Origin of the sequence: Bacillus sp. FSL P2-0099, from assembly GCF_038007445.1 — a bacterium.
Taxonomy (GTDB): domain Bacteria; phylum Bacillota; class Bacilli; order Bacillales; family Bacillaceae_G; genus Bacillus_A; species Bacillus_A mycoides.
On record NZ_JBBOXE010000001.1, the window covers coordinates 2,696,727 to 2,709,208 of the forward strand.

The 12,482-nt window shown below is 31.8% G+C and carries 10 protein-coding genes, 1 pseudogene and 1 riboswitch; of the genes and pseudogenes, 1 reads left to right on the top strand and 10 read right to left on the bottom strand.

From position 1 onward, the window contains the following. Positions 1–691: 691 nt before the first annotated feature. From MKY90_RS13660 to MKY90_RS13700, 9 genes and pseudogenes are all read right to left on the bottom strand, one after another. A pseudogene (locus tag MKY90_RS13660) lies at positions 692–982 on the bottom strand (homoserine dehydrogenase); the annotation flags it as partial. Between the two features lie 70 nt (positions 983–1,052). Continuing rightward, positions 1,053–1,469, bottom strand: a complete 417-nt coding sequence (locus MKY90_RS13665) for a DUF3995 domain-containing protein (protein ID WP_341091568.1) — start codon at positions 1,467–1,469, stop codon at positions 1,053–1,055. Positions 1,470–1,613: 144 nt separating this feature from the next. Then, on the bottom strand, positions 1,614–2,381 hold the full coding sequence (locus MKY90_RS13670; protein ID WP_002070031.1) for a DUF3959 family protein: 768 nt from the start codon (positions 2,379–2,381) through the stop codon (positions 1,614–1,616). Between the two features lie 210 nt (positions 2,382–2,591). After that, the gene (locus tag MKY90_RS13675) at positions 2,592–4,973 is read right to left on the bottom strand and encodes a pPIWI_RE module domain-containing protein (RefSeq protein ID WP_341091570.1); all 2,382 of its coding nucleotides are present in this window, start codon (positions 4,971–4,973) and stop codon (positions 2,592–2,594) included. A gap of 331 nt (positions 4,974–5,304) precedes the next feature. Continuing rightward, positions 5,305–5,991 carry a thiaminase II gene (gene tenA / locus MKY90_RS13680; RefSeq protein WP_002032475.1) on the bottom strand — a complete coding sequence of 229 codons (687 nt, stop codon included), beginning with the start codon at positions 5,989–5,991 and terminating at the stop codon, positions 5,305–5,307. Positions 5,992–6,115: 124 nt separating this feature from the next. Next, positions 6,116–6,221, bottom strand: a riboswitch (TPP riboswitch). Between the two features lie 73 nt (positions 6,222–6,294). Further along, the gene (ddlB, locus tag MKY90_RS13685; protein ID WP_002013134.1) at positions 6,295–7,209 is read right to left on the bottom strand and encodes a D-alanine--D-alanine ligase; all 915 of its coding nucleotides are present in this window, start codon (positions 7,207–7,209) and stop codon (positions 6,295–6,297) included. A 4-nt stretch (positions 7,210–7,213) separates the two neighbouring features. After that, positions 7,214–8,662: a MocR-like pyridoxine biosynthesis transcription factor PdxR gene (pdxR, locus tag MKY90_RS13690; protein WP_341091572.1), complete on the bottom strand. Its 1,449-nt coding sequence runs from the start codon at positions 8,660–8,662 to the stop codon at positions 7,214–7,216. Between the two features lie 96 nt (positions 8,663–8,758). Continuing rightward, positions 8,759–9,784: a homoserine dehydrogenase gene (locus tag MKY90_RS13695; RefSeq protein WP_341091574.1), complete on the bottom strand. Its 1,026-nt coding sequence runs from the start codon at positions 9,782–9,784 to the stop codon at positions 8,759–8,761. A gap of 88 nt (positions 9,785–9,872) precedes the next feature. Continuing rightward, the gene (locus MKY90_RS13700; protein WP_002085203.1) at positions 9,873–11,114 is read right to left on the bottom strand and encodes an esterase/lipase family protein; all 1,242 of its coding nucleotides are present in this window, start codon (positions 11,112–11,114) and stop codon (positions 9,873–9,875) included. A 279-nt stretch (positions 11,115–11,393) separates the two neighbouring features. Between MKY90_RS13700 and MKY90_RS13705 the strand changes: the two genes are divergently transcribed. Continuing rightward, the gene (locus MKY90_RS13705; RefSeq protein WP_341091577.1) at positions 11,394–11,735 is read left to right on the top strand and encodes a DUF3914 domain-containing protein; all 342 of its coding nucleotides are present in this window, start codon (positions 11,394–11,396) and stop codon (positions 11,733–11,735) included. 75 nt (positions 11,736–11,810) lie between these two features. On the opposite strand, the gene MKY90_RS13710 is transcribed toward MKY90_RS13705, so the two are convergent. Next, positions 11,811–12,482, bottom strand: a complete 672-nt coding sequence (locus MKY90_RS13710; RefSeq protein ID WP_341091579.1) for a lipoprotein BA_5634 family protein — start codon at positions 12,480–12,482, stop codon at positions 11,811–11,813.

The following is a 12,482-nucleotide window of genomic DNA, read 5'->3' on the forward strand; positions in this document are numbered from 1 at the left end:
AAAGAATTTTTCATCAAACTTTCCGCATAAGCCCTTAAGTAAAACATAATATCCCATCAATAACGCAGGATAAATTATGATTGTTATTTTTTTCAAATTTGTTGCCTTTACTCTTCTTGAAGTGGGAAAGCAATTTTTCACAGTTGGCTAATTCATCCGACTTTCTGGCAGACAATACTTTTGATTGTCTGCTTTTTGTATGAGATTTTTCGTTTGACATATACTACTTTTGAACCTGTATACCAATACAAGCCATTTTGGTGTTTGGGATTTCCCTTCCTGGGATAAGTATTTTTGAGCTTATCCCTTCCTGGGATAAGTATTTTTGAGCTTATCCCTTTTTGTATAGGTATGTATATTTGGGATAAAACTAATTACAAGCAGATTTTCTGTTTATTCGTAGTTCTTAACCAAAAGACTTTTCTCCTTTAAAGGACAGTAGGTACGACTGCTTGTCCTTTTTTATTAATATTTCACACACCATTTTTTGCCCCCTTCTAAGCATTCTATTACAGCTCCAAAATAGCCAATGTTTATAGTCATACAAAATAAGCAGTTGCTGATACTTTCCTTTTTGAGTTACACAACACAATAAAAATGTGTAACTATAGATTTGAATCCATGTCCCTCCTATCTCAAAAGCTCTCCTAAGTAACTAAAAAAAACACCTTAAGTGGGTGTCCTTTTTTCTTTATGTAAGAGAACATACAGATAACGTTAATCCTCCAAATGTCACTGTTCCTAGTAACCCCAATACAACTCCTGTTAAACAAACACAATCAGCAAGACAAATTGAAGATTGCGATAATGGAACAAATGACCTACTTGTGCTCGATCCATAATGTTTTATTTTCTCATAATTTATATCTAACATAAAATGTAGACATGATATACAACCATCAATAGTTTGAAGAGATTCATTTTCTAACCGCACCAATAACTTGTTATTTAAAGCAAATGGTAGAGGGTACTGCTTATCTAATCATCTCTGTTGCCGTATAAATCCCTAGTTTAGTTTGTAATAAAGTATTAAAATAATGCTGGTTATATGTTCACGTTATTATTGCTAATAAGAAGGATAAAGATAAAAATGCACAAAGTGGTACATGTAAAACAGTATCCATTCTAGCAAACTGCGTATCTTTTTTTCGTTTAAAGATACCAAAATAATGAAACTCACCAATTACTCTTATGAAAAAAACAACCATACAAACACAGGATCCCATTTGAACAAAAACATTGGGAAGTGCGGAATGAACAATATTTGCTTGTTGTAATAAAATCATTGCTGCCATACTTAATAATAACGCAATGAACAATGTCATTCCTGTACCTGGTGTAAACGCCTTTTCTCCAGCTTTAGTTGGAATGACACTATTTGTCGCCCACTTACCTCCGAAAGCCCAATAAACATGTAAAAAACTAACTAAGAATAATATGCAAACAGAAATATATGTAACAATAAGCATTTTGTCCTCCCATTATTTTATTTAAATCATTACCTTTAAAATATGCTATGAATCCTTCATACGCAATCTATATTTAATTACATAAAAAACCCCTTAATGATTTATCAATTTTACGATAAATCATTAAGGGGTTAGTGAAATTTATTATGCATTATACCTATTTTTTCGACGTTCCATCCTAGTTTGTCCTTGAACAGTACTTTCTTTATATTGATCTATTTGCTCTGCCATTTCATATGTTACAACTGGTTCTTCGTTATTACGCTCATGCATTATTTCTGGCGTTTTACGTTTAGAACCTTTTCCACCAAACTTAAATAATTTCATCTTAAATTTCGGTAATCTTGGAAAGCGGATCTTAAATGATAGCCTTTTACGTTTCTTTTTTTGTTTAAATAGATTTGTATTTTCTTTATTAGTGTCTTTCTCTTTACGGTGTAATAACATCGCAAGTAATCCACCTAATATAAGTCCTCCAACTAAAAGGAGAATATATAAGTAATGGCTTGTCATTAAATTCATCATACGCTCAAGTATGACTAACGACTGCACTTCTTTTATATCCCATAGTAACGCGGCCCATAATGAGAATAAGCCCAAAGTAAGCCCGTATGTACGAAACCGGAATAAACACGGAATTAACGCAATGCAAGCGGCGATTTTCGCGTTCGCTATTATTGAACTTATTGAAATATCCTGATTCCAAATAACTAACAGTAATGTTATAAATGGTGCATACGCTATCCAGCTACATATACGTGAATATATCTTTTTCGCAAAGTAACTACCGAAACTAGTAAAAAATAAAAGTCCTCCAATATATAAAGATTGTTCAAGAGGGATTTGCTTTAACATTCCTGCAATTGGAAAGAGGCCGCTCAGTAGCATTAATAATACATCTAATTTCTTCACAATTCCCCATTCCTTTCAAATTTTCTTTTCAATTAATAAAAATCGCTTTTCCATATGATGTAGTTTTTGTATTTCTAAAAAACATCTTAATCCTGTATGTAAATAAAGTAAATACGTAAAAGAAAAGATACATGACAAAGGATAGCCTTATTTACATGAAAAAATGACAAATCCTGCTCATTATTACTAGCAGGATTTGTACAATATTATTTATATTAATATCAATGTATCTTCTTTTTCTAAAATTATTACATCTTCATCTAATTCGTCATTGAATTCTTTAAACTCCCTTGAATCAATATCGGTAGTATAGTTTTTAATTAATTTAGCCATATGCATTACATACGTATTATGAATATTTTGTTCTGAGAGCAAGGTTGATTTACAGCACATGTAATGTATCATTTTGGCGATTTCTTCTCTCTCTTCAGATTTTACACCAAGCGGGATAACTTCGAGTATGTACTGCTGTACTATCTCATTACAATCTAATTCGTATGCAGCCGTGCTATAGTAAATTCCCATTTGATCTACAAATAATCTCGTTTCATTCATAACATGTTCTTGGTCTCTAACAATATAGTTCGGTACATCTGAGTTAGTATTAATTCTAATTATGTTTATATCCTCTTTTAAATTTGGGATTATTTCAGGTGAAACCCCAATATTAACGCTTTTATTTTGCAATTCCTCTATCCAATATTTCCTCATATTGGCATCTACAATAAAATAAACTTCTTTATTTTGTTTATGTGCATCTTGTGAAATTTCAACTAATGTTTCTGACATAAATTGTTTAAAACTGACTCCTATATCATTCCTTTTTGATGGTTGTGGTAAAAACACTTTATTATTACCTATATTTAATAAAGTATGATCAATTGTGCCCCATTCTTCTTGACCATATAATTTATATAATATTTCTCTCCCATTTATTTTTGAAAAAATAGGTAAGAAATCATATTTAGACATTTTCTCAATTGATAAATTTACAATTATCCCCGGTAATTTTATCTTATTCCAACTACACTTTAAGAATCCCTTTTGTTCTAACAAACTAAGAATGGCATTAATAATTTCTTTTTTAGATACACTTTGTCCGATAAATAAATTAATAAATGCTGAAATACGTTCCGTTTGAGCGAATCCTTCCCGAATAATTTGCTTTGGATTAATTTTTTCGCGACCATCACAATTTTTTATTGCAATTAATGCTAATTTCATTTCATTTTGCTCACCTGCCGTAGCATGTACAGCTTTTACGACATCGTCTACTAGTTTCTTTTTGTTTTTATGGCTATATTGCATTCTATATGGATTTTGTAACAATTTCCTAATGTTATATCTTACTATTTTTAACAACACCGGATTGTCTGCATTTAATACATAGGAGGAATCTCCGTTTTGAGCTAAAACTATTTTGCTATCTAATAACGCTTGTTCTATCTCTATTACTATATCATCTGACCATACTTCTAACGTAATTGAGTCTAATCCCTTTGGGGCAAATAAAGGTAATAACTCATTCTCATTATTAGTTAATACATTTTCACATTCTGGAAGTAACGTGAAATATGGGCATATTCGTTGGAATTCATTAAAAAGTTCCTCTTTTTCTCTTACTTTTATACCAAATTTTATTTTTGTTCCTTGAACTTTATATATATTTTCGTTATATGGAAGAAGCACTCTTATCTTTGTTCCTCTAATATACTCTTTCGGACATTGGAGAATGTTCTCTAATTTAACTTCTCCCCCTATCCTATAATCATCTTTTAAATTTCTAAAACGTTTAATCCACTTTATTCCTTTTACAGCTTGTTGTACTTTTAACTTTACAAATCTTTGCTTTTTATTATTTGATTCAAATTCAGGAGTTGAAATCAGTATTTGGCTCCGCTTTCGCCCTAAAAGTATAGGGATATCTTTATGATTATATTGTTGATAAAACCTCCTAATCCCTACAGATACTTTTAATAGCGGAATATTCTCACCTCCACGAGTTACGTATTCAAACCGATATACATAAGAGAAATAATCATGTGTTTCTTCATCTTTAATTGGCTCAGACATCGCTTCAGAAACATGTTGTGATCGCAGTGGTGAAAAATATATTTCTTCCTCATTTTTATTTTCCATACGTAAAGGCTGTTCGCAAAAAATATGAGTAATTAGAGCTGGTACCCATTTAGAAAACGTTTTTTTATCATGTAATGCTGGTAAATTACTAATTAAATCATACTGCCATTCTAAATGTGGTGGATCTATTAATTTATTAGGTTTCCAATCATGAATAACTTCATACCAGCTTTGGAAAATATAGTCTAACTGTTCTTGTTTCATTGGTTCTTTTGCTACAATCCAGGGCGTATCTTCCTTTAATATATATGGATTATGCTGAATGAATAATATATCAGAAAACATTTCATACAATCTTTCATTTACAAGTTTTAATTTGCTCGTTAATAAAAATGTTCTATAATGTATCTCTACAATCTCAAGCCATTCAATAGGAAAATAAATATACGATACTTTCTCATTATAGAGGGGTTCTACTATATTTTTAAATGCTAATAACTGTAATTTTTCCATATTATTAATACTTCCTCTCTTAATTTATATTGATCATGAGTAATACTAGAAAAGATACCAATTTTTTAAGCATTAACGAATCAATTTTTAACCAAGCACATTAAAGGAAATAGCTAAATTACATTTGTTTATACAAATAAAACATTATTAAAATCAAATTAATATAAAGTAACTATTAACATATAACTACCTCCTTATGGGACTTTATATTATAAAATCATTATAATGAATTATTATATTTTTTATCTATGATTTACAAAAAAATTACAGAAACTAAATATAATAAAAGGTATCGCCTCTTTATATAGCGATACCCTTTATACACTCTTAATTAAATAACACCTTTAACTTCTTCATTCACCGGCCATTTTTCTAATGTATATGCCATTTCCCAAAATGAATATTCATATTGACTACTAAAAATAAAATGTTGTCTCATACGATTACGGTCTGCCTCTGTTACTTTTTCAGCGATCGTATCTAATCGTGTGATTTGCTCTTCTACTAGAGTACGGAACCAATCAGATCCATATGCAGAAATCCATTCTTGATAAATTGGCTCTTCTGGTTGACATTCTTTTAATCGTTCACCGATTTCATAATATAACCAATAACAAGGTAAAATAGCCGCAATAATATCTCCTAAATGCCCTTCATAAGCTGCACGATACATATGAGATGTATATGCATATGCAGTTGGCGCAGGAATAAAATTATCTTTTTCTTCTTTTGTAATCCCTAATTTCTTTGCGAAATTCTCATGTAATGATAACTCAGCTTCATACGTATTTTGTGCATGGTGTGCCATACGAGCTGTCGTTTCTAATTCAAGAGCCTTTGCAGCACCTAACGTTTGTACTCTAGCAAAATGACTCAAATAATAAGAATCTTGAAGCACATAATATCGAAAACTAGCTAAATCTAATGTTCCTTCGCCTAGTTTTTTTACAAAAGGATGGTTAAAACTTGCTTCCCAAATTGAATCTACTTCTTTACGTAATGATTGTGAAAAAGTCATTTAACCCCCTCCAAATAATGTAAAAAATATACGTATTTATCCACAATTATTAAAGCTGTAAAATAAAAAAACTTTCTTTACAGGCGTAAAGAAAGTGAAATTGACAGTATTTATTCGTTAAATAGCAACGTCTTTCCCACTTCCCTACGCTGGCATTAACCAGATCAGGTACTAAGAGTCTCAAAATTTCATCTGATCTCAGCCTATAAAAGGCCCCCCTAGTGGACAAATATTTAGTTGTCGTATTGTAATTATCATAGCATAATTCGTGGAACTGTCAAAAGAATTAATTACATAACTACCTTAAAAACCTTCTTCTTTCCTTACTTTTAATGAAGTTTCAATTATCATATCTAATAGTTTGCTATAATTAATTCCCGCTGCTTCCGCACTTTTTGGCAGTAAACTTGATTGTGTCATCCCTGGTAATGTATTAACTTCCATTACATATGGAATTCCTTCCTTCACCATCATATCAACCCTTGCATAAACACTACATTTTAATGCTTTATAACAAGCCAGTGACGCTTTATTTACACGTTCCTTTATTTCAGCTGGAAGTTCGATAACTTCTTCAACTGTACTAGTATCATCATATTTTGCATTGTAGTCAAAGAACACAGCAGCATGTCGAATCGAAATGATAGGTAACTGTTGCCCATCAAAAATTGAACATGTAATCTCGTCACCTTTTATATACTTCTCAATTACTACTTCAGAATCCCATTCGAATACAGTTTCTAGCATAGAGATTAATTCATTTTTATCATAGACAATCTTAACTCCAACACTTGAGCCGCCAGAGTTTGGTTTTACCACTAACGGAAATCCTAATTTATCTAATTCCTCAAGCTTTAGATCCTCCATTTTTGTAAGTTCAATCCAATCTGGTGTTTCTACTCCTTCATAACGCAAAATCTTTTTTGAAATATTTTTATCCATACATATACCGCTAGATAACATATTACTGCCGCTATATGGAATACCTAAACTCTCAAGCGTCCCCTGAACCGTACCATCTTCTCCGTATTTTCCGTGTAATGCTAGCAATGCAAAATCAATGTCTTTCGCTTTTTCAATTAAATCCATTTTTTCATTTAACGTAATTGGAACGATTTCATATTTACTCTTATCTAAATGTGCAATCATTTCATTCCCAGTCATAATTGATACTTGTTTTTCAGAGGATACTCCTCCCATAATAACGCCAATTCTCATTTTCTCAACTCCAAGTTTCATTTTTTAAAGTTTCACCAATTATTTGAATCCCGCTAACAATTTCCTGTTCTTTCAAACGTGAAAATCCTAATCGGAATGTGTTCGCTCCTCCTCCATCAGAGTAAAAAACATCTCCAGGAGAAAAAGTAACTCCTTTCTCATAACACTTTTGTAAAAGTGTGCGGGCTTGAATTTTTTCTTCCAACTCTATAAACAAATGAAGTCCACCGTCTCCAGTCATTCTTTTAAACGGAATGTACTGATTACACGCCCCAACAGCTAACTCATATTTTTTCTTATAAACAGATCTTGCTTTTTTTAAATATTTTTCAAAATATCCTTCATGTAAATATTGAAACAGAACAGCTTGATCTAACGTAGATGTGTGAATGGTTCTGGCTCTTTTAACACTTTCTAAATAACGTATCAGTTCTTTATCTGCAATGATCCAACCTACACGTAAACCAGGGAAAAGTACCTTTGAAAAGCTACTAATATAAATCACATTATTACCAGCCCCTGCAAAAGTTAATAATGGCGATAAATGTGAACCCGAATAACGTAATTCTTCATTAAACCCATCCTCTATAATAGGGATCTTGTATTTTGAAAATAACCTCATCAATTCCGTTCTTTTCTCCGAACTCGTAACAATACCAGTTGGATTATGATAAGAAGGGATTAAATACGCGAAATCAAAATCCTTTTCACGCAAACTTTTTTCTACTTCATCCGTATCAATACCATCATCATTCATATTAATTCCATGAACTTCAAGTCCATGTAAACGAAAAAGCTTCAATGCAGCATGGTGAGTTGGGTTCTCACAAATAACACGCCCTGATTTCTTCGATAAAGAAGATAGCACAATATCTAATCCTTCTGTAAATCCATTTGTAATTAGAATATCTTTGTTCGAAATATCTACACCTTTCATTTCCATGTAATGAAGTAAATAATTCATTAACGGTCTATAACCTTTTGCATATCCGTAGTTCAATACGATATCCCCTTCAATGGACATACGAGTAAGAAAAGCTCTTTTGAAATTTTCAACATCAAATAGCTTTTCGTCCGGGGCTATACTATTAAAAACAATCATTCCTTTTTCCCAGCGAACTCCATGCTTCATTAAGTCTAATTCATCCGCTAATGTGGTAACTGTATTAAGTTTATTTTTCCAATCTATTTCAACAGACGAGGTGTTACTTATATCCACCTTCGCAACGAAATTTCCTTTTCCTTTAACTGCATAAATGAGTCCTTCTTGTTCTAAATCCGCATATGCAGAGAGTACTGTATTTCTGCTCACTGATAATAATTCACTCAGTTCCCTTGTTGATGGGATTTTTTGGTCCCCCAACAAATGCCCTTTCATAATCATCTTTTTTAAATAATCCTTTAATTGAATATAAACGGGACGATCTTTTACAACTTTAAAATCTTTAAACAATTTCTTACCCCCTGCAATTATTTTTGCATATTTATTTCATTCTCAAAAGGTCCACTACATATGTATTTTTTATTAATAGCGGTATGGTTATAAAGCCTATAAATCATTTCGATATAAATTGATTACATCTTTTAAAGCAGCTGCTGCAGCTCCGCGTGGATTAGAAGCTCCACCAATTGTAGTGACTTGTCCCATTGTATCTGTAAAGAACGTAATTCCTTTTTCCGTGCCATTTATATTTGCTAACGGATGTTCTTTCTCTAAATTACAAGGTTGTACACTAAGGTTTACTTTTCCATTATCGTCTTTATATACTGATGCAATTAATTTAATTGATTTATTTTGTTCCTTTGCATTTTGAATTTGTTGCGTTGTAACGTGCTCTATTCCGTTTATTTTTATATCTTTGAGTGAATAATCGTTTCCCATTAAACTATTCGTCAAAAGTAATAATTTACAAGCGCTATCCATCCCGCTTATATCCAATAACGGGTTAGTCTCCGCAATTCCTTTATTTTGTGCTTCTTGCAATGCTTCTTCAAACGTCTTATATTCTTCATGCATCTTTGTAAGAATATAATTTGTTGTCCCGTTCAATATTCCTTCTATTTTTTCAATATGGCAACCTGCTAAACTTAGTTGTCCAATGTCTAATGTTGGTAACGCAGCGGCAGTTGCACCGCTATATCGAATGCGTGAGCCTGAAATACGTGCTGCCGTATTCAGTTCACTCCAAGCTGTAACAAGTGCACCTTTTGAAATAGCTACTATATCCATTTGATTTTCAATAGCTTGTTTCATATACTGTTTCCCTGGATTTCCATTTTTAAGATTTGTAGCAGTTGATTCAACCAATACAGTACCATTTATATTAATCGTTCCGCGTTCCTCTGGATAATGTTCGATATATTTTTCAATTGCAGCAGAACCATCACCATACGTCAATAAATCATTAATCTGCAAACCTTTCCCGTTATGTATTGCAATATTTCTTCCTATCACTCCACTAACAACTAAGTCAATTCCATATGTTTCATTTATATATAAATATTTTTCGTTTAATAATTTAATAAATTCTTTACCAACTGTCCCATACCCCGATAATACAACTTGAATTTTCATAAGATCACCCCATGTTTTTTTTACCAAATCCCTCTTTCAATATAATATAAAGCGCTCTCGAATTCCATCGAGAGCGCTTTATTATTATCTATTTCGGTAACCGTGATAATTTTTCTGCAATTGTTCTATAAAACTCTTGAATATTAGAAAAACCTAACGTGTCTGAAACGCTTAATCCTACCATATCAAGATGGTCCCAATTTGCTTTCGTTTCGATATGATTCCATTTTCCAACCTGTAAAGACTCATTATCATTTGCAGCAATATTAGATGAAGGTGCAATCATAGAATTTGTATTTACTACACCGTCATTTTGCCACCAAGAAGTATCTATTAATGTTCGATTCTCTTCATATCTTGCATAGGAACCTAAGAAAAATGCATTACCCATTAACACTTTATTCATCGTTATATGAGGTAAATGTAAACCTGTTATTGGTGCTGCTTGCGATGCATGTCCACTATAGGATAAGTAATATACATCCGATTGCGTCTTTACCCAATTATTTAACTCCTTTGCTCCATCAGTACTTAAATCCCATTGACTTATATCTTTTGTATTTTCCCAAATTGAACTATTTAAAATACGATCCGTATATTGGAAAAAGGACTCTCCAGTATTCTTTTTTATACCCCATTGATCCAATTTAAAATCATATAATGATAAATTATTGTTTCCACCTAAACTTGCAGCTGTAATGAGTAAATCTTTAACGAACGGCAACAGAAGACTTCCGTCCGCGAGTGTTGTACCGTTATGAGGAGTTGCTAAAGTTGTAACACTATGAACATACGATTTGCCACCTTCAAATAGTGGTGATATCTTTGTATTCGGATGATTTTTCACATAATCTTTTTCTTCATAACTTCCTTCTTTTAATAACTGCACTAATGTTCTTGTCGTTTGTCCACCCATGCTATGCCCAACTAAATGAATTTTATTTGTTTCACTCCAATTCGGTGCAAATCCACTATAAGTTCTACCAAAACGATTATGTCCATGTTTCTCAGCATGTGCCGCACCGTAGTCTACTATTCCACCGTTAATTTGCGCATATAATTCACATGCACGATCCCAGTTACTAGAAACTGGTCCAACAGCTGCAGTATGTACTGTATAACCATTTCTTTTTAAATCTTCTTGTATATCATGAACACCACCCCAATATTTTACCCCTAGCATTTCCTCTCTACCCCATCCAGCAAATCCATTCACTAAAATGATAGGATAATTATTTTGTTGTCTCTCTTCAGCGTATGTTGTTTTCGCTGCGAATGAACAAACAGTCACTAATGCGAAAAAACATACTTTTAAAAATAATTTCCCCATACTTTCTCCCCCTCAATAAAACGTTTACATTTATCTTTGAAAAAAAATACAAAATTAGTTTGCAACTTAAACATAATGTAAAGTATTTTATATACGTTGTATATATAGAAAACATAAACAAATGTTGATAAATATTAATTCTAGTAAGCATTTACTTTTTATAACACAACTTGTAAATCTGATTATTCGAATTTATAATTAAATATAGTTTCCTCATGTTAAATGGATTTAAAAATCATAAGAAAACTAATTTCATTGCTTGAAAAGGAGGAAAAAAGCATGCAAGTCGGATTAAACATTCATACATTATCTCAACCTTCTAAAATAACCCCATCTAATCTTGAGCATAATACTATCTCTTCTACTAAGCATGAAGATAAGAAATCTAATGATCTAATCAAATTTGATATTCGTACACCTGAACAAGAAATGAAACAAGCGGATCATAAATTTAGCGAATTAGACTTATGGAAAATGCTAAAAGACAAAGGTGTACCTTTATGGATGATTTTAGAAATGTTACAGAAATTTCGTAAAGAAAAGGAATCTCAAAATGGTTCGGTTCAACATTCAAATGCGATTGAAGAAACGAGCGAGACTCGATTAAATGAAGTCATGTAAACTATGTTATCTGAAGGGTCTATAACTAAAAAGAGTTCAAGGTTGATAGAAACTTTATCAACCTTGAACTCTTTTTTAAGATTTTTCTTCAATCGTTAAAAACTGAACTGATACTTCTCCCTCAAAATCTTTAATTAGCTTTCTTACTTTTACATTTTCATTAACCAATGTATTATCTGTCGACATTTTAGGTTTTTCGTCACCTAAAGATTTTTTTAATTGAAGAAGATGCATTTTTGTTTCATTTGCTTTTATTTCCTTATATATATTATTTTTGGATACAATCACATACCATTGCGTTGGATAATTACGCTTGTTACCTATCCAAGCGTCACTATTGTATATGACAGGGACCTCTTTTCCTTCTAATTTAATACTTTTCAAAGTCTTTTCGTCTTCTTGTGCAAACAGTAGAGAACCCTCTTTTGGGAATTTCGGTAACGTATTTACAGGCATAAAATTGGAGCCATTATCTCGTTTACGGAAAACTTTAGCTTTAATCAATGCTTGTCCTGTAGACTCATTTAAAATTAATACCTGTCCGTTTCCATAAGTACCTGTTTTCACAGAAAACACTTCATTTTCTTTCGTAATTTCTTGATAACGATTAATAATTGGTGAAATTTTATTTTCATTTCCAATGATTAATAAACCGTTTGCAGGAAATGGATTCTCCTTTTTAGAACATGCACTAAAACTTATTAATAGTAGTATCGTTAACATAAAAATAGTTAAAGTTCTTTTCAT

Bases quoted from the DNA above. Each gene is read 5' to 3' on its own strand.
- MKY90_RS13665 (WP_341091568.1), bottom strand. From the start codon at position 1,469: ATGCTTATTGTTACATATATTTCTGTTTGCATATTATTCTTAGTTAGT.
- MKY90_RS13675 (WP_341091570.1), bottom strand. From the start codon at position 4,973: ATGGAAAAATTACAGTTATTAGCATTTAAAAATATAGTAGAACCCCTC.
- tenA (WP_002032475.1), bottom strand. From the start codon at position 5,991: ATGACTTTTTCACAATCATTACGTAAAGAAGTAGATTCAATTTGGGAA.
- ddlB (WP_002013134.1), bottom strand. From the start codon at position 7,209: ATGAGAATTGGCGTTATTATGGGAGGAGTATCCTCTGAAAAACAAGTA.
- MKY90_RS13695 (WP_341091574.1), bottom strand. From the start codon at position 9,784: ATGAAAATTCAAGTTGTATTATCGGGGTATGGGACAGTTGGTAAAGAA.
- MKY90_RS13700 (WP_002085203.1), bottom strand. From the start codon at position 11,114: ATGGGGAAATTATTTTTAAAAGTATGTTTTTTCGCATTAGTGACTGTT.
- MKY90_RS13705 (WP_341091577.1), top strand. From the start codon at position 11,394: ATGCAAGTCGGATTAAACATTCATACATTATCTCAACCTTCTAAAATA.
- MKY90_RS13710 (WP_341091579.1), bottom strand. From the start codon at position 12,482: ATGAAAAGAACTTTAACTATTTTTATGTTAACGATACTACTATTAATA.